Source organism: Streptomyces marincola (genome assembly GCF_020410765.1).
Classification (GTDB): Bacteria; Actinomycetota; Actinomycetes; order Streptomycetales; family Streptomycetaceae; genus Streptomyces; species Streptomyces marincola.
The window spans coordinates 738,193-754,100 of sequence record NZ_CP084541.1 but is presented as its reverse complement, the minus strand read 5'-3'; the positions used below and the strand labels follow the sequence as shown (position 1 = coordinate 754,100).

Here is a 15,908-nt window from a genome sequence, read left to right as displayed (position 1 = left end):
GAAGGGCTGCCCCGAAGCCCGATCAGCGATGCCGACGTGGGGCCCCGGTCCCGCCCCGACCTCCGATTGCTGTCGGGGCGGGACCGGGCGGCTGTTCCCGTCCGGGGTCTCCGCGGGCCGCCGTCGCGGCGTGGCACAGGTCCGGCGCCGCGCGGAGCCGGACCGTTCGCGTGTCCGCGGTTCTCACCAGGGGCCCGCGAGCAGGGTGGCCGCGCACAGGGCCGCCGCCGCGACGACCGCGGCGGCCAGGGGGACGGTGCCGCCCGCCGGCCGGGGCCGGCGGGCGGCGAGCGCGTGGATGCGCCGGTGCGCGAGGACCAGGAAGGCCACCCACAGCAGGGCCGTGCCGGCCACGAGCGCGGCGGCCGCCGCGCGTCCTTCGTCCGCCGTGGCGGCTCCGCGCGCGGCGAGCGCCACGACCAGCGCGAACGCCAGGGTGGTGCGCCGCCACGCGAGCCGGGTGCGCTCCGGTTGCGCGCCGGGATCGCGGTTCACGCGCCTGTCCCGCCGAACACGACGGCGACGATCACCAGCACGGCCGTCACCACGGTGCCGACCGCGAGCAGCGCGGGGAAGCGGCTGACGGGCAGGTCCTCGCCGTGGCGCATCGCGCGTTCGGTGCGCACCCAGTGGTTGACCGCCCGGACGGCGCACAGCGCGCCGCCTGCGAGCAGTGCGAGCGCGATGGTCGTGCGCACCCCCCACCTCAGGTCGGTGAGGAACTGGTCGACGGCGATGCCGCCGGCGAGCAGCGCGAGCGAGGTGCGCAGCCAGGCCAGGAACGTGCGTTCGTTCGCGAGCGAGAAGCGGTAGTCCGGCGTGACGCCCTCGGCTCTCAGCCGTTCGGGCGCGAACCACAGCCGTGCGGCGGCCAGGGCTCTTCGGATCATGCGACGAGCCTAATCCGTGGGCCGAGGTCGTTCGCGCCGGAGGGGTTCCCGGCCGGGCGGGACGGCGGTACCCTCCCCGCGCTGCAAGAAATTACGCAAGTTCTTGCGGCAATCGACTGCCGGAGTTGAGGCGCGCAGCTGACGGCTTGCCATCCCCCACGGCCGCTCCGGCGGCCGATCTCGCAAGGAGAGCCGTACGGACGATGAGATCCTGGCTGGCAAGACACCCCGCGCCCGGGCGCCTGTGGCCCGTGCTCGGCCTGCTGGTCGCCCTGCTGGCGACCACCACTCCCGCGGCCGGTGACCCGGCCGCGGACGACGCGGCCCCGGCCGCCAACAACGCGACGGTCTTCTACTGGACGGAAAGCCGCGACTGGTCGGCGTACCACCTGCACTACGCCCCCGAGGGGGGCGGGTGGACCGACCCGCCGGGGCTGCCCATGGAACCGGCCTGCGCCGGCTGGGTGAAGCGGACGGTCGACCTGGGCGGGGCGTCCGGGCTGACCGCCGCGTTCACCGACGGCGCCGGCACGTGGGACAACAACGACGGCGAGGACTACCGGCTGGGCGCGGGTCCCGTCACGGTCAGGGACGGCGAGACGGCCGTGTCCGACCCGTGCGGCCCCGGCGGGGACCCGGACCCCGGCCGGAACACGGCCGAGGTGTACTACGCGACCGCGACGCTCGGCTGGCGCACCGTGAACCTGCACTACCGCCCCGACGGCGGCGCCTGGACCTCCGTGCCCGGCGTGGGCATGGCCGAGGCGTGCCCCGGCTGGGTGAAGCGGACGGTCGACCTGGGCGGGGCGTCCGGGCTGACCGCCGCGTTCAACAACGGCGCGGGCACCTGGGACAACAACAACGGCGCCGACTACCGCATCGGCACCGGGCTCACCACCGTGCGGGACCGGCAGGTCGTGCCGGACGCCACCGACCCGTGCGCGGGGCGGGAGCCGGACACCGAGGCGCCGTCCGCGCCGGCGAACCTGACCGCCGACGTGGACGGGGTCGGCGTGCTGCTGCGCTGGGACGCCGCGCGCGACGACGTCGGGGTCACCGGCTACCGCGTGACGGTCGCCGGCGGCCCGCCCGGCACGGTGGTCGTGGACACCGCCTCGACCGTCTGGTCGGCGACGGACCTCAGGCCGCGCACCCGCTACACGTTCACCGTGCTGGCCAGGGACGCGGCGGGCAACCTGTCGGAGCCCACCCCGCCGGTCGCGGTCACGACCGGCGACGCGCCGCCCGCGCCCGCGCCGGGCGAGCCGATCGGCACCGACCCGCGGCGGGACCCGATCTACTTCGTGCTGACCGCACGCTTCAACGACGGGGACAGCGCCAACAACCGCGGCGGCGGCCTGCACGAGCGGTCGGGGAACGCCGCGCACGACGACCCGATGTTCCGCGGGGACTTCCGGGGGCTGATCGACCGGCTCGACTACATCAAGGGGCTCGGCTTCTCCGCGGTGTGGATCACGCCCGTGGTGCTGAACCGCTCCGACTACGACTACCACGGCTACCACGGCTGGGACTTCTACCGGGTGGACCCGCGCCTCGAATCGTCCGGCGCGACCTACCAGGACCTCATCAACGCCGCGCACGCCAAGGGCATGAAGATCTACCAGGACGTGGTCTACAACCACAGCTCGCGCTGGGGCGCCCGGGGCCTGTACACGCCGACGGCCTACGGCGTGCGGGACGAGCAGTGGGACTGGTACTACGACGTTCCCGAGGAGGGCCGCGCCTACGACCCGCTGGAGGAGGACGAGAGGGGCTACCCCTACAACGGCGACCTGTGGTCGACCGAGGAGCCGGCGGCCAACACGTGCGTGCGCTGGGGGCAGCCCACCCAGTGGACGAGCCCCGAGGGCTACCGCATCTACGAGTGCCAGTGGCCGAGCCCGACCTCGGGCATGTTCCCCGAGGAGTTCTACCACCAGTGCTGGATCGGCAACTGGGAGGGCGAGGACTCAAGGAGCTGCTGGCTGCACGACGACCTCGCGGATCTCAACACCGAGAACGCCACCGTGCGGGACTACCTGATCAACGCCTACAACCGGTTCATCGACATGGGCGTGGACGGCTTCCGCGTCGACACGGCCGTGCACATACCGCGGGTCATGTGGACCCGGCACTTCCTGCCCGCGATGTACGAGCGGGTCGAGGAGCGGTTCGGCGCGGAGAAGGCGGCGAACTTCTTCGTCTTCGGCGAGGTCGCCGCGTTCGTCAACGACAAGTGGAACCGCGGCTCGGTCAACCACTCCGCGCAGTTCTTCACGTGGCAGCCGCGGCGCGCGTACAGCCCGGACGACGCCGAGGCGGTGCTTGAGGAGTACGCGCACGAGAACGGCGTCGGCCCGGCCGGGCAGCCGACCTCGGACAACGCCTTCCTCGACGGTAACGAGTACCACGCGCCCGACCGCAGCCGCTTCTCCGGCATGCACATCATCGACATGCGGATGCACATGAACTTCGGCGACGCGGCCAACGCCTTCCACAACGGCCGCGACTCCGACGACGCGACCAACGACGCCACGTACAACGTCGTCTACGTCGACAGCCACGACTACGGGCCGAACAAGAGCGGCAACCGCTACGCGGGCGGGACCGACGCGTGGGCGGAGAACATGTCGCTGATGTGGACCTTCCGGGGCATCCCGACGCTCTACTACGGATCGGAGATCGAGTTCCAGGCGGGGGAGCGGATCGACTGCGGCCCGTCCTGCCCGCTGGCCACCACCGGCCGCGCCTACTTCGGCGACCACCTCGAAGGGCACATCCAGGCGGGGGACTTCGGCGAGGTCGTCGCGGCCGATGGGCCCGTGGCCAGGACGCTTGAGCACCCCCTGGTCGAGCACGTGCAGCGGCTGAACCAGATCCGCCGTGCGGTGCCCGCCCTCCAGATGGGCCAGTACTCCACGGAGGGCGTCAGCGGCGGGATGGCGTTCAAACGCCGCTGGACCGACGCGGGAACGGACAGCTTCGCGCTGGTCACCGTGTCGGGCGGCGCCCGGTTCACCGGCATCCCCGACGGCAGGTGGACCGACGTGGTCACGGGCCGCACCGTCGAGGTCACCGGGGGCACGCTGGACATCGAGGCCCCGGGCAAGGGCAACGCCCGCGTGTACGTGCTCGACACCGGGGACGGCACGCCGGGCCGCGTCGGCGCCCCGGGCCCCTACCTCAGATAGCGGGGCGGCCCCGCCGCGCCCCGCGGCGGGACGGGCACCGGCTCAGCCGAGCCGGCGCCCGTACGCCTCGGCCAACTGGCGCCGCGAGTCGTCCAGATAGGCGGCGAGCAGCGCCTCGGCCCCGACCGCGTCGCCGGCCGCCAGGGCCCGCAGGATCTCCCGGTTGCGCGGCAGGTACGGCTCGTGGAACCGGCGCGGGTCCTCCATCACGTGGAAGACCAGGCGCAGTTCGGCGAGGATGCCGCGCATCACCTCGTTCGTGCGCGGGCTGCCGGCCAGCGCCACCAGCTCCTGGTGGAAGCGGATGTTCGCCGTGCCCAGGTCGCGCCACAGGCCCGCCCGCGCGGCCTCCTCGCCGGTGGCGACGGCGGCTTCGAGCCCGGCCACGGGGAACGGCGGCCGGCCGAGACCGCGCAGCGCGGCGCACTCCAGCAGGCGGCGCACCCGGTAGATGTCGATGAGGTCCTCGACCGTGAGGACCCGGACGAACACGCCGCGGTTCAGCTCGTGGACCAGCAGCCGCTCGTGGGTGAGCAGCCGGAACGCCTCCCTGAGCGTGTTGCGCGAGACGCCGAGCGCCGTGGCGATGGCCTTCTCCGGCAGCTGGGCCTCGGGCCTGAAGTACCCCTCGGCGATGCGGGTGCGCAGGATGTCGGCGACCCGTTCCGCGGTGCTCGTGCGTCCCAGCAGCACGCGGTCGTCGGCGAGCCCGGCGAGTGCCTCCCCGGTGTCCGTCACGTGTTCCGTCCTCCGCCCGTGGCCCCGAATCCCGCCCCCGCCAGGGCAGTTAATCGCAGAACCGAGAACAGGACAACGTGAGTATTGCGGGATTGTTCAACGATCCTCTACCTTGTTCGGCAAGGCAGCCTGAACTGCCGGGCGAATCAGTCGATCTCGCGCTGGTTTTCTCACATCTGCGAGGTGCACATGAGCACACCCGCACCACCCGCCGCCCCGTCCGGCGCCCACGAAGACACCGGCCCCCTGGCCTGGTTACGGGCCCTCGGGCCGCGCGGACGCCGCGCGTTCGCCGGGGCCTTCGGCGGGTACGGCCTGGACTCCTACGACTTCTTCACCCTGCCGCTGAGCATGGTCGCCATCGAGGCGTACTTCCTGCTCGACTCGGGCAGGACCGGCCTGCTGACCACGGTCACCCTCGTGTCGTCGGCCGTCGGCGGCGCCGCGGCCGGCATCCTGGCCGACCGCATCGGCCGCGTCAGGGCCCTGATGATCACGGTCGCCACGTACGCCACGTTCACCCTCCTGTGCGGCCTGGCACCCACCTACGAGACGCTGCTGGTCTTTCGCGCCCTTCAGGGCCTGGGCTTCGGCGGCGAGTGGGCGGTCGGCGCGATCCTCGTCGCCGAGTACGCCTCACCCCGGCACCGCGGCAGGACCCTCGCCTACATCCAGAGTTCGTGGGCCGTCGGCTGGGCGCTCGCCGTGCTGGTGTGGACGCTCGTCTTCCAGATCTTCGAGGACGACACCGCCTGGCGCGTCATGTTCCTCACCGGCGCCCTGCCCGCCCTGCTCGTCGTCTGGGTGCGGCGGCAGGTGCAGGACGCGCCCGAGGCGGCGGAACGGCGCCGGCGCAGCCCGGACCGCGGCTCGTTCCGCGCCATCTTCCGCCGCGGACTGCTCCGCCCGACCCTGTTCGCCGTCCTCATGTCCACCGGCGTGCAAGGCGGTTACTACACCCTGGCGACCTGGGTGCCGACCTACCTCGACGACGAACGCGGCCTGACCGTCGTCGGCACCGGCGGCTACCTGGCCTTCCTCATCACCGGCGCGTTCACCGGCTACCTGACCGGCGGCTGGGTCACCGACCGGCTCGGCCGCAGGAACAACGTCGCGCTGTTCGCGGTGCTCTCCGCGGTCGCGATCCTCGTCTACACCAACCTCCCCGAGGGCGCCGACACCCTGGTGATGGTCCTCGGCTTCCCGCTCGGGTTCTGCATGTCCGCCGTCTTCAGCTGCTTCGGCTCCTTCCTCGCCGAGCTGTACCCGGCCGAAGTGCGCGGCACAGGACAGGGGTTCACCTACAACACCGGCCGCGCCGCCGGCGCCTTCTTCCCCGGGCTCGTCGGCTTCATGGCCGACAGCATGGGCGTCGGCGGCGCCCTGGTGTTCGGCGCGGCCGGCTACGGCCTCGCCCTGCTCGCCCTCCTCGGCCTCCCCGAGACCAAGGGCCGCGAACTCACCTGAACCGCCCCGCCCGCACGGCCGCGCACGCACCGCACCCGCACCCACATCAGGAACAGGAAAGGCAGGACCAGGCCATGACCACTCCGGAAGCACCCCCGCACCTGAGCCCCGCGGCGGCCCGCGCCCACTTCCGCGCCGGCGGCGCCCGGCCCACGGCCGGCTGGGCCCCGGGCCACCTCCAGGCCAACCTCGTCTCCGTGCCCTCCGACTGGGCCACCGACCTGGAGCAGTTCTGCCGGCTCAACCCGCAGCCCTGCCCCGTGCTCGACGTCACCGCGCCCGGCGCCTGGCACACCGGGCTCGCCCCCGACGCCGACCTGCGCACCGACCTGCCCCGCTACCGCGTCTGGGAGGACGGCACGCTCGTCGACGAGCCGGGCGACGTACGCGGCCACTGGCGCGAGGACCTGGTGACGTTCCTCCTCGGATGCAGCTTCACCTTCGAGAACGCGCTCACCGAGGCGGGCATCCCGCTGCGGCACGTCGAACAGGGCCGCAACGTGCCGATGTACCTCACCAACCGCCCCTGCCGGCCCGGCGGACGGCTGAGCGGCCCGCTCGTGGTGTCGATGCGGCCCGTGCCCGCCCGGCTCGTGGCCGGCGCGTGGCGCGCCAGCGCCTCCATCCCCGCCGCCCACGGCGGCCCCGTGCACGTCGGCGACGGCGCCCACCTCGGCATCCGCGACCTCGACCGGCCCGACTTCGGCGACCGCGTGGACCTGCTGCCCGGCGACGTGCCGGTCTTCTGGGCCTGCGGCGTCACCCCCCAGGCGGCGCTGATGGCCGCGCGGATTCCCTTCGCCATCACCCACGCCCCCGGCTATATGTTCATTACCGACGCGCGGGACAAGGAGTACCGAGTGGCATGACCGGCAACGACACGGCGACCATCGACCTGAACGCCGACCTCGGGGAAGGCTTCGGCCGCTGGCACCTCACCGACGACGAGGCGCTGCTCGACATCGTCACCAGCGCCAACGTCGCCTGCGGCTTCCACGCGGGCGACCCGCCCACCATGCGCCGCGTCTGCGAACTCGCGGCCCGGCGCGGCGTGGCCATCGGCGCCCACGTCGCCTACCGCGACCTGGCCGGCTTCGGCCGCCGCGCCATGGACGTGCCCCCCGCGGAACTGGCCGCCGAGACGGCCTACCAGATCGGCGCGCTGGAGACCTTCGCCCGCGCCGCCGGAACCCGCGTGCGGTACGTCAAACCCCACGGCGCCCTGTACAACCGCACCGTGCACGACGAGGAGCAGGCCGAGGCCGTCGCCGAGGGCGTCGCCCTCACCGGCCTCGGCCTGCCGGTCCTCGGCCTGCCTGGCTCGCGGCTGCACCGGGCCGCCAGGCGCGCCGGACTCCCCGCCGTCTCCGAGGCGTTCGCGGACCGCGCCTACACCGCGGCCGGCACCCTCGTGCCGCGCCGCGCGGAGGGCGCGGTCCTCACCGACGCGGACGAGGTCGTCGCCCGCTCGGTCGGCATCGCCAGGGACGGGCAGGTCACCGCGCGCGACGGCGGAACGGTCCGCGTGCGCGCCCGTTCCCTGTGCGTGCACGGCGACACCGAGGGCGCCCGCGACCTGGCCGCGCGGGTGCGGGACGGGCTGCGGGCGGCCGGGCTGCGTCTGGAGCCGTTCGCGTGAGAATCCTGCCGGCCGGGGAGCACGCGCTCCTCGTCGAACTGCCCACCGGCGAGGCGGCCCGGGCCCTGCACGCCGAACTGCTGCGCCGCCGGGCCGCGAACGAACTGCCGGGCACCGGGGAGATCGTGCCGGCCGCGCGCACCGTCCTGATCGACGACGTGCGCGACCCGGCCGCTCTCGCCCGGCGGCTCGCCACCTGGGAGGTGCCCCCGGTCCCGGCCTCGACCGGCCGGGACGTCACCCTCCGCGTGCGGTACGACGGCCCCGACCTCGCCGACGTCGCCGCACTCTGGGGCGTCGGGCCCGAGGACGTGGCCGAGATCCACGCGGCGGGCGTCTACCGCGTGGCGTTCTGCGGCTTCGCCCCCGGGTTCGGCTACCTCACCGGCCTGCCCGAACGGTACGCCGTGCCGCGCAGGGCCACGCCCAGGACCCGCGTCCCACCCGGCTCCGTGGCCCTGGCCGACGCCTGGACCGGCGTCTACCCCGGCGCCTCGCCCGGCGGCTGGCAGCTCATCGGCACCACCGACGCCGTGCTGTGGGACACGGGACGCGAGCCCGCCGCCCTCCTCGCCCCCGGTACCCGAGTCCGCTTCGTCCCGGAGACCCCCGCGTGAGCGACCGCTCCCTCACCGTCCTGCGGGCCGGTGCCCTCACCACCGTCCAGGACCTCGGCCGCGCGGGGTACGCCCACCTCGGCGTGCCCCGCTCCGGCGCCCTCGACCCGCCCGCGCACCGGCTCGCCAACCGCCTCGTCGGCAACCCGCCGCACGCCGCCACCCTGGAGACCACGCTCACCGGCTGCGCGCTCCGGCCGCACGGGCCCGTCACCGCCGCCGTGACCGGCGCCCCCTGCCCGGTCGCCGTCGACGGGCGGCCCGCGCCCTGGGGAACGGCGTTCCGGGTGCCCGCCGGCGCCGTCCTCGACATCGGGCGCGCCACCGCGGGCGTGCGCGCCTACCTGGCCATCGGCGGCGGCATCGCGGTCGGCGCGGTCCTCGGCAGCCGCTCCGCCGACCTGCTGTCCGGGCTCGGCCCGCCGCCCCTGACCGACGGCGCGGTCCTGCCGCTCGGGCCCGGCGGCCCGCCGCCCGCGCCCGCCGACGCGGTGCCGCAGCCGGGACCGCCGGCCGAACTCGCGCTGCGCCTGCGGCCGGGGCCAAGGGACGACTGGTTCGCCCCGAACGCCCTGGCCACGCTCGCCCGGGGGCGTTACCGCGTGTCTCCGGAGAGCAACCGCGTCGGGCTGCGCACCCAGGGACCCGCCCTGAAACGCGCCCGGCACGACGAACTGCCCAGCGAGGGGCTCGTGCTGGGCGCCGTGCAGGTCCCGCCGAACGGCCTGCCCCTGGTGTTCCTCGCCGACCACCCCACCACCGGCGGCTACCCCGTGATCGGCGTCGTCCCCGCGTCCGACCTGCCCGCCGCCGCCCAGGCCCCGCCGGGCACCCCGCTGAGGTTCGTGCCCCTGGGCCGCCGCTGCCGCGCCCGTTGACGCGGGGCCGCCGCGGGCCGAGGATCTTCCCACCCACCAGCGCCCGGGAGGTCGCCGCCATGGCGTACGACGCCGACGTCATCGTGATCGGGGCCGGGCTCGCCGGCCTGACCGCCGCCGCCGAACTGGCCGACGCGGGACGCCGGGTCATCATCCTCGAACAGGAACCGGAGGCCTCGCTCGGCGGCCAGGCCCACTGGTCCTTCGGCGGCCTCTTCCTCGTCGGCTCCCCTGAGCAGCGGCGGCTCGGCATCCGCGACAGCCGCGACCTGGCCTGGCAGGACTGGCTCGGCAGCGCCGGTTTCGACCGCCCCGAGGACGACTGGGCGCGCCGCTGGGCCGAGGCGTACGTCGACTTCGCGGCGGGGGAGAAGCGGGCCTGGCTGCGCCGGCAGGGCCTGCGCTTCTTCCCCGTCGTCGGCTGGGCGGAGCGCGGGGGCCACGACGCCGCGGGGCACGGCAACTCCGTGCCCCGCTTCCACATCACGTGGGGCACGGGACCCGGCGTGCTCGAACCGTTCGAACGCCGGGTCCGCGAGGCCGCCGGGCGCGGCCTGGTCGACCTGCGGTTCCGGCACCGCGTCACCGGCCTGGCCCGCACCGCGGGCGCGCTCGACACGGTCACGGGCGAGGTGCTCGCGCCCAGCGCGGCCAGGCGCGGCACGGCCAGCAACCGGCGGGCCACCGACGCGTTCGAACTGCGCGCCCAGGCCGTGCTGATCACCTCGGGCGGCATCGGCGGCAACCACGACCTGGTCAGGGCGCACTGGCCGCGCCGCCTCGGCACCGCGCCCGCCCACCTGCTCAGCGGCGTGCCCGCGCACGTCGACGGCCTGCTCCTGGGCATCGCGGAACGCGCGGGCGCGCGCCTGGTCAACGGCGACCGGATGTGGCACTACACCGAGGGCATCGCCAACTGGAACCCCGTGTGGTCCGCCCACGGCATCCGCATCCTGCCAGGACCCTCCGCGCTGTGGCTCGACGCCACCGGGCAGCGGCTGCCGGTGCCGTTCTTCCCCGGCTTCGACACGCTCGGCACCCTGGAGCACATCCTGCGCACCGGCCACGACCACACCTGGTTCGTCCTCACCCGCAGAATCGTGGAGAAGGAGTTCGCGCTCTCCGGCTCGGAGCAGAACCCGGACCTGACCGGCCGCAGCGTCCGCGACGTGCTCGGCCGGGTCCGCGCGGGCACCCCCGGGCCCGTGCAGGCGTTCCTCGACCACGGCCCCGACTTCGTCGTGGAACGGCGCCTCGACGACCTCGTCCGCGGGATGAACGCCCTCACCGGGCGCGGTCTCGTCGACGCCGGCACGCTGCGCCGGCAGATCGAGGCGCGGGACCGCGACCTCGGCCACCGCTTCGGCAAGGACCTCCAGCTCGCAGCGATCCGCAGGGCCCGCGGCTACCTCGGCGACCGCCTGATCCGGGTGGCGGCCCCGCACCGCCTCCTCGACCCGGCGGCCGGGCCGCTGATCGCCGTCCGGCTGCACGTCCTGACCCGCAAGACGCTGGGCGGCCTCCAGACGGACCTGTCCGGGCGGGTCCTGGCGGCGGACGGGCAGCCCCTGCCGGGTCTCTACGCGGCGGGTGAGGCCGCGGGCTTCGGCGGCGGCGGCATGCACGGCTACCGCTCGCTCGAAGGCACGTTCCTCGGCGGCTGCCTCTTCAGCGGCAGGGCCGCGGGCCGGGCCGCCGCCCGCGCCCTGTGACGGGCGGCCGGGCGGGCGCGGGCGGCGGGGTCAGCGCGGCAGCAGCGGGCCGAGCGGGCCGAGGTCGATGTTGAGGTCCTCGGGTTCGAAGCCGTAGCGCCCGCGCAGCTCGTCCATGCGCTCCGAGAGCAGCATGAGCGTCAGCCCGATCCGTTCCTCCTGCTCCTCGGTCAGGTCGCCCACGTCGACCCGGCGCAGCGCCTGGCGTTCCATCAGCTGGCGCAGCAGCTCGATGATGGTCAGGATCAGCTTCATCAGGTCGCGTTCCACCGAGTCGCGGTCCAGCTCGATCCGAGCCTCGCGTCCCTCCATGTGTCCTCTCCCCTCACCAGGGCGCGGGCCGTGCGGTGCCGCGCCGGGTCAGGCGCCGGCGGTGTCCCTGTGCTCCGTGCCGTGCGTGGTGTGCGTGTCGTGCGTTTCCCGCGGGCCGGGCGCGAGGGCGGGGGCGGTCCCGCCCGCCGTCGCCGCCACCGGCTCGCCGCCCTGGGCGTCGTCGGCGAGCGAGGCGACGGAGGCGATCATCGCCCGCAGGTCGATGCGCACCAGGTCCACGTCGGCGATCCGCAGCGTCAGGTGCCCCGCCAGCACCACGCCGCCCGCGAGCAGCCGGTCGAGCAGGTCGACCAGCGCGATCTCGCGCGAGGCCAGTTCGTCGCTCACCCGGCGCGCTCCGGCTCGCGCTCCGGCGCGAGGTCCGTCACCTGCGCGAACGAGTACGGAGCCCACGGCCCCGTCAGGTTGAGCCGGGGACCGCCCAGTTCACCGGCCAGCCGCCCCGCCAGCTCGCAGAACTCCTCCTCCCGCTCGCGCGGCACCAGGTAGGCGCCGTTGAGCAGGTTGCGCCCTGACTCCCCGGAGAGCCGCGCGTCCTGGGGCGGGTGCAGGCGGGACAGTTCCGCGACCTCGTCGAGCCGTTCGTGCACCGCGCGGGCCGCCGCCTCGGCCCGCTGCCACGCCTCCTCGTCCGTCCGGCGCCGCCTGGCCCGCTGCCGCAGGTAGTCGCGGCCGGTGGCGGGCGCCGCCTCGGTGCGTTCCGGGGCGTCGGCGAACACCTTCACGCCCCACTCGGCGCGGCCGTCCAGGCGCTCGATGGCGTCGAGGAACCGCTCCCGGTTCCCCGCGAGCAGCCGCCGCACCCCGGCCTCGTCCCGGCAGACGGTGGCCAGCCGGAGCGGCAGCACGCAGCCGGGCGCGGCCGTCAGCGCGTCGATCACCCGCTGGTGGCCGCGGGCCGTGGCCTCCAGCCACGCCAGGTCCTCCAGGCGCTGCCGCAGCGGCTCCTCGTCGAAGTCGGCGGCGGCCACGGGACTGGCCACCGCGGTCAGCCCGTCCTGTGCCAGGGTGCGCAGCGGCGCGTCGGCCACGCCGCGCAGGTCTTCGGGCAGCGCCGCCGGGTCCCCGGCCGGGGTGACCGCGTACACGTACCACAGGGGTGCCTGGCCGGTCATGAGGTCTCCTCCTTCCTGCGGGACTCCAGGGCCGCCACGCGGTCGCGCAGCCGCTCGATCTCCTCCGCGGGCTCCCGCGTGCGGGCGCCGGAGGACAGCGAGGGGTCCTGCTCCCACCAGTCGATGCCCATCTCCTTGGCCTTGTCGACGGAGGCGACCAGCAGGCGGATCTTGATCGTGAGCAGTTCGATGTCGAGCAGGTTCACCTGGATGTCCCCGGCGATCACCACGCCCTTGTCCAGAACCCGCTCCAGGATGTCCGCGAGGTTCGCGCTGCCGCCCCCGCCGATCTCCGACAGGCTGCTGCCGCCGCCGTAGGCGCCGCGCGGTGCCGGGGAGGTCATGACCGCGCTTCCCTTTCGGTCTCCTCCTCGGCCGCCTCCGCCTCGTCCGCGATCTCGTCGTCCGCGGAGTCGCGGCGGCCCTTGGCACCGCGTTCGCCGTGCTCCTCGCGCTCGTCGTGCTCGTCCCGCTCGTCGCGCTCATCCGCGACCGCCTCGTCGTGGCCGACCACGACCTCGCCGCGCTCGATCTCGCCGCGCCACTCGCCGGTGGCCTCGCCGCGCAGCATCACGAACCGGCGAAAGTTCTTCAGGTCAAGGCGCGCGCGCCGGCCCTGGGCGCGCCACAGCGCGCCGGTCCGCTCCATCAGGCCCTTCGGGTAGTACTCGATGACCAGCAGGACCCGGGTCAGCGTGTCACCGAGCCGGTGGAAGGTGACGACGCCCTTCGTGGTGCCCTTGCCGCCCTCCGAGGTCCAGGCGATCCGCTCGTCCGGCACCTGCTCGGTGATGTGCGCCTGCCAACTGCGCTTGGCGAACGCCACCTTGGCCCGCCAGTTCGTGGTGGTGTCGTCCACCTGGTCGACGCCCTGCACGCCCTTGGCGAAGTCGCCGAAGTCCTGGAACTGCGTCCACTGGTCGTACGCCTCGCGCACCGGCACGCCGACGTCGATGTCCTCGATGACCGTCAGGAACTTGCCCTTGCCCGCGCTGTCCTTGCTCTCGCTCCGCGGCAGGGACAGGTTCGGCTTGTGCACCTTGGACGCGACCTTGTCCTTCACGCCGACCGCGCCCGAGGCGACCTTCTCCTTCACGCCGACGGCGCCGGACGAGACCTTGTCCTTGACCCCGGCGGCGCCCGCCTCCACGACGGAGCGCAGCGGGCTCTTGCCCTCGGCGGTCTTCTTGCCCGTGGCCATCGCCAGTTTCACTGTCCCCATGCTCCTGCCCTCGGCTATGTCGGTGAGTTTGGCCGTCGCCCGGCCGAGGCCGCGGCTCGTCGCCACGAGCAGCCGCTCGGCCTGGGCCGTCGCGAAGGCCGCGGCTTCCTGCTTCACTCGGTCCCCCGGGGTGCTCGCGGCGTCAGTCATCCTGCTTCCCGCCTCCGGAGGAACGCTTGGCCGCGGACCGGCCGGCCGGGGCCTTGGCAGCGGTCTTGCGCGCCGAGCCGCCCGCCGACTTGGCCGAGCCGCCCGCGGACTTGGCGGCTCCACCGGCCGACTTGGCCGTCCCGCCCGCCGACGTGGCGGCCTTCCCCGCGGTCCCCGCCGCCGACTTCCCGGCCCCGCCTGCCTTGTCCGCCGCCTTGCCGCCGTTCTCGGCGGCCCGCGACGCGGCGTCGTTCAGCCGCTCCTGCACCGCCTCGGTGCGGTCATGCAGCCCGTCGGCGAGCGAGTCCAGCGGCCCGGCGACCAGCGAACGCGCGGTGCCCCGCAGCTGGTTGCCCGCCTCAAGCAGTCTCGGATTGGAGAAGTCGACCTTCCTGGCCACCGCGACCGAGCCGAGCGCGAGCGCCAGTTTCGCCTTCTTCGTGCGGCCGAGCACGTAACCCGTGGTCACGGCGAGGCCGATCACCATTCTGTTCGTCAACGTGTCATCCAATCGTGAGTGGGGTGGAGACGGTCGAGGAGTTCGTCCTCCCGCCGGTCGAACTCCTCCTCGTCGATCGCGCCACTGATCAAGTCCTCTTCGAGGGCCGCCAGTTCGCGCTGCACCACCGCCGGGTCGTAATACGTGCGCTCCGCCTCGGCGACGACCTGCCCCAGCACCCAGCCCGCGCCGCGCGTCGGGGCGAGCGGGAGCAGCAGGACCTCGCGGAGCAGCCCGAACGCCATCAGGCCGCCTCGGCCGGTTCCATCCGCACGAAGCTGTACGGGGGCAGCGGGCCGCTGACCCGCAGGTCGAGCTGCGGGCTCTCCTCGCGCAGCCGGTCGACGGCCGCGAGGAACCCGGCGGCCTCATCGCGCCCCACCAGGTAGGAGACGTTCACCACCCGGCCGGTGCCGTCGGGCCCGGGGCGGCTGTCGCCCGCGTGCGGCCTCAGTGCCTCCTCGACGGCGCGCGCGTCGCTCTCCTCCCGCTCGCGCACCGCGTCGGCCACCAGCTCCCCGAGCCGCAGCCGGTCCTGGTAAGCGGCGCCGCCGGACCTCGTGGCCTCGTTCAGCCGCCGGATCTCCGGGCTCTCCGCGACGACCCGCCGCAGGATCACGTCCTCGTGGTGCGCGGCCTTGACGTTGTACTCGACGCGGTCGGCCACGCTGTCGAGCTGCTGGTGGTGCAGCGCCGCGTGCTCGGTCAGCGCGGCGCGGACCGCCGCGTCGTCCGCCGACACGCTGCCGAAGCGCAGCGGCAGCACCGCGCCGCCGGCCGACACCACGGTCAGGACCCGCTGGTGGGCGAACAGGTCGCGCCGCTTGGGGCGCAGCCCCGGCGGGCAGTCGCTCGCGATGGCCACCAGGCCGCCGGCGCGCAGCGCGCGCACCGGGCGCGGCGGGTCGCCCACGCCGGTCAGCCCGTCGGGGAGGAGGCGCGGGGACCCGGCCCGCGCGATGCCGTACACGTAGGTGCTCATTCCGCGTCCTTCTCACGCCGGGAGGACGTCGAACGCCGGGCGCGGCGCGGCTCCTTCTCGGCCTCCTCGTCGTCGGTGCCGTCCCGGCCCTGCCGGAACGCGTCCGAGATCGTCTCCGCCGCGCCGGCGAGCGCGCCCTTCGTCTTGCCGCGCGCGCCGGACTCCATCATTCCGCCCACGAGCTCCGGAACACCGGGGTCCTTCTTCGGCCCGGCCTCCAGGTCGAGCCGGTTGCACGCCTCGGCGAACCGCAGGTAGGTGTCGACACTGGCGACCACCACCCGGACGTCGACCTTCAGGATCTCGATGCCGACGAGTGAGACGCGGACGAACGCGTCGATCACCAGACCGCGGTCGAGGATGAGTTCGAGCACGTCGTAGAGGGTGCCGGAGCCGCCGCCCGAACTCGTCCTGGGCGCCGCCGGCTGCGTGGTCGCGACTGCTGTGGTCATGATTCCGGTCTCCTGCCCGGCCT

The 15,908-nt window shown here is 74.4% G+C and carries 19 protein-coding genes; 7 read left to right on the top strand and 12 right to left on the bottom strand.

The features are described 5' to 3' along the window. Positions 1-183: 183 nt before the first annotated feature. Together LC193_RS03190 and LC193_RS03185 are read right to left on the bottom strand one after the other, a co-directional pair. Positions 184-495: a DUF202 domain-containing protein gene (locus LC193_RS03190; RefSeq protein WP_226071277.1), complete on the bottom strand. Its 312-nt coding sequence runs from the start codon at positions 493-495 to the stop codon at positions 184-186. Beyond that, positions 492-890 carry a YidH family protein gene (locus LC193_RS03185; protein WP_226071275.1) on the bottom strand — a complete coding sequence of 133 codons (399 nt, stop codon included), beginning with the start codon at positions 888-890 and terminating at the stop codon, positions 492-494. Before LC193_RS03185 ends, LC193_RS03190 begins: the two co-directional genes overlap by 4 nt. A gap of 203 nt (positions 891-1,093) precedes the next feature. Between LC193_RS03185 and LC193_RS03180 the strand changes: the two genes are divergently transcribed. Beyond that, the gene (locus LC193_RS03180; protein ID WP_226071273.1) at positions 1,094-4,081 is read left to right on the top strand and encodes a carbohydrate binding domain-containing protein; all 2,988 of its coding nucleotides are present in this window, start codon (positions 1,094-1,096) and stop codon (positions 4,079-4,081) included. Positions 4,082-4,123: 42 nt separating this feature from the next. Here LC193_RS03180 and LC193_RS03175 read toward each other — a convergent pair whose 3' ends face one another. Further along, positions 4,124-4,819: a GntR family transcriptional regulator gene (locus tag LC193_RS03175; RefSeq protein ID WP_226071271.1), complete on the bottom strand. Its 696-nt coding sequence runs from the start codon at positions 4,817-4,819 to the stop codon at positions 4,124-4,126. A gap of 189 nt (positions 4,820-5,008) precedes the next feature. Here LC193_RS03175 and LC193_RS03170 point away from each other — a divergent pair, with 189 nt between their 5' ends. The 6 genes from LC193_RS03170 (at position 5,009) to LC193_RS03145 (ending at position 11,132) form a co-directional block, all read left to right on the top strand. Further along, positions 5,009-6,286, top strand: a complete 1,278-nt coding sequence (locus tag LC193_RS03170; RefSeq protein ID WP_226071269.1) for an MFS transporter — start codon at positions 5,009-5,011, stop codon at positions 6,284-6,286. 74 nt (positions 6,287-6,360) lie between these two features. Further along, positions 6,361-7,155, top strand: coding sequence for a putative hydro-lyase (locus LC193_RS03165; RefSeq protein WP_226071261.1), 795 nt, complete (start codon positions 6,361-6,363; stop codon positions 7,153-7,155). Beyond that, positions 7,152-7,925 (top strand): LamB/YcsF family protein, encoded by a 774-nt coding sequence (locus LC193_RS03160; RefSeq protein WP_226071259.1) that lies wholly within the window; start codon positions 7,152-7,154, stop codon positions 7,923-7,925. Before LC193_RS03165 ends, LC193_RS03160 begins: the two co-directional genes overlap by 4 nt. Further along, on the top strand, positions 7,922-8,542 hold the full coding sequence (locus LC193_RS03155) for a 5-oxoprolinase subunit B family protein (RefSeq protein WP_226071257.1): 621 nt from the start codon (positions 7,922-7,924) through the stop codon (positions 8,540-8,542). The genes LC193_RS03160 and LC193_RS03155 overlap by 4 nt, the downstream gene beginning before the upstream one ends. Continuing rightward, positions 8,539-9,420, top strand: a complete 882-nt coding sequence (locus LC193_RS03150; protein ID WP_226071255.1) for a 5-oxoprolinase subunit C family protein — start codon at positions 8,539-8,541, stop codon at positions 9,418-9,420. The genes LC193_RS03155 and LC193_RS03150 overlap by 4 nt, the downstream gene beginning before the upstream one ends. A gap of 59 nt (positions 9,421-9,479) precedes the next feature. Beyond that, positions 9,480-11,132 (top strand): FAD-binding dehydrogenase, encoded by a 1,653-nt coding sequence (locus LC193_RS03145; RefSeq protein ID WP_226071253.1) that lies wholly within the window; start codon positions 9,480-9,482, stop codon positions 11,130-11,132. A 30-nt stretch (positions 11,133-11,162) separates the two neighbouring features. Here LC193_RS03145 and LC193_RS03140 read toward each other — a convergent pair whose 3' ends face one another. Genes LC193_RS03140 through gvpJ form a run of 9 tightly spaced genes read right to left on the bottom strand, consistent with a single transcriptional unit; the run spans position 11,163 to position 15,885 of the window. Continuing rightward, on the bottom strand, positions 11,163-11,444 hold the full coding sequence (locus tag LC193_RS03140) for a gas vesicle protein K (protein ID WP_226071251.1): 282 nt from the start codon (positions 11,442-11,444) through the stop codon (positions 11,163-11,165). Between the two features lie 48 nt (positions 11,445-11,492). Next, the gene (locus LC193_RS03135; RefSeq protein ID WP_226071250.1) at positions 11,493-11,792 is read right to left on the bottom strand and encodes a gas vesicle protein; all 300 of its coding nucleotides are present in this window, start codon (positions 11,790-11,792) and stop codon (positions 11,493-11,495) included. Beyond that, positions 11,789-12,580, bottom strand: coding sequence for a GvpL/GvpF family gas vesicle protein (locus LC193_RS03130; RefSeq protein WP_226071248.1), 792 nt, complete (start codon positions 12,578-12,580; stop codon positions 11,789-11,791). Before LC193_RS03130 ends, LC193_RS03135 begins: the two co-directional genes overlap by 4 nt. Then, the gene (locus tag LC193_RS03125) at positions 12,577-12,924 is read right to left on the bottom strand and encodes a gas vesicle protein (protein ID WP_226071246.1); all 348 of its coding nucleotides are present in this window, start codon (positions 12,922-12,924) and stop codon (positions 12,577-12,579) included. The genes LC193_RS03130 and LC193_RS03125 overlap by 4 nt, the downstream gene beginning before the upstream one ends. Next, positions 12,921-13,952 (bottom strand): SRPBCC family protein, encoded by a 1,032-nt coding sequence (locus LC193_RS03120; RefSeq protein WP_226071244.1) that lies wholly within the window; start codon positions 13,950-13,952, stop codon positions 12,921-12,923. Before LC193_RS03120 ends, LC193_RS03125 begins: the two co-directional genes overlap by 4 nt. Next, a complete protein-coding gene (locus LC193_RS03115) occupies positions 13,945-14,451 on the bottom strand; it encodes a hypothetical protein (protein WP_226071242.1) in 507 nt (168 codons plus the stop codon). Before LC193_RS03115 ends, LC193_RS03120 begins: the two co-directional genes overlap by 8 nt. After that, positions 14,448-14,696, bottom strand: coding sequence for a gas vesicle protein GvpG (locus LC193_RS03110; protein ID WP_226071240.1), 249 nt, complete (start codon positions 14,694-14,696; stop codon positions 14,448-14,450). Before LC193_RS03110 ends, LC193_RS03115 begins: the two co-directional genes overlap by 4 nt. Beyond that, positions 14,696-15,433, bottom strand: a complete 738-nt coding sequence (locus tag LC193_RS03105; protein WP_226071238.1) for a GvpL/GvpF family gas vesicle protein — start codon at positions 15,431-15,433, stop codon at positions 14,696-14,698. The genes LC193_RS03110 and LC193_RS03105 overlap by 1 nt, the downstream gene beginning before the upstream one ends. After that, complete coding sequence (gvpJ, locus tag LC193_RS03100) at positions 15,430-15,885, bottom strand: gas vesicle protein GvpJ (protein WP_226071237.1); 456 nt, start codon at positions 15,883-15,885, stop codon at positions 15,430-15,432. The genes LC193_RS03105 and gvpJ overlap by 4 nt, the downstream gene beginning before the upstream one ends. Positions 15,886-15,908: the final 23 nt, after the last annotated feature.

Coding starts and splice junctions, on each gene's coding strand:
- LC193_RS03170 (WP_226071269.1), top strand. CDS start 5,009: ATGAGCACACCCGCACCACCCGCCGCCCCGTCCGGCGCCCACGAAGAC.
- LC193_RS03140 (WP_226071251.1), bottom strand. CDS start 11,444: ATGGAGGGACGCGAGGCTCGGATCGAGCTGGACCGCGACTCGGTGGAA.
- LC193_RS03185 (WP_226071275.1), bottom strand. CDS start 890: ATGATCCGAAGAGCCCTGGCCGCCGCACGGCTGTGGTTCGCGCCCGAA.
- LC193_RS03125 (WP_226071246.1), bottom strand. CDS start 12,924: ATGACCTCCCCGGCACCGCGCGGCGCCTACGGCGGCGGCAGCAGCCTG.
- LC193_RS03165 (WP_226071261.1), top strand. CDS start 6,361: ATGACCACTCCGGAAGCACCCCCGCACCTGAGCCCCGCGGCGGCCCGC.
- LC193_RS03120 (WP_226071244.1), bottom strand. CDS start 13,952: ATGACTGACGCCGCGAGCACCCCGGGGGACCGAGTGAAGCAGGAAGCC.
- LC193_RS03105 (WP_226071238.1), bottom strand. CDS start 15,433: ATGAGCACCTACGTGTACGGCATCGCGCGGGCCGGGTCCCCGCGCCTC.
- LC193_RS03145 (WP_226071253.1), top strand. CDS start 9,480: ATGGCGTACGACGCCGACGTCATCGTGATCGGGGCCGGGCTCGCCGGC.
- LC193_RS03160 (WP_226071259.1), top strand. CDS start 7,152: ATGACCGGCAACGACACGGCGACCATCGACCTGAACGCCGACCTCGGG.
- LC193_RS03130 (WP_226071248.1), bottom strand. CDS start 12,580: ATGACCGGCCAGGCACCCCTGTGGTACGTGTACGCGGTCACCCCGGCC.
- LC193_RS03180 (WP_226071273.1), top strand. CDS start 1,094: ATGAGATCCTGGCTGGCAAGACACCCCGCGCCCGGGCGCCTGTGGCCC.
- LC193_RS03110 (WP_226071240.1), bottom strand. CDS start 14,696: ATGGCGTTCGGGCTGCTCCGCGAGGTCCTGCTGCTCCCGCTCGCCCCG.
- gvpJ (WP_226071237.1), bottom strand. CDS start 15,885: ATGACCACAGCAGTCGCGACCACGCAGCCGGCGGCGCCCAGGACGAGT.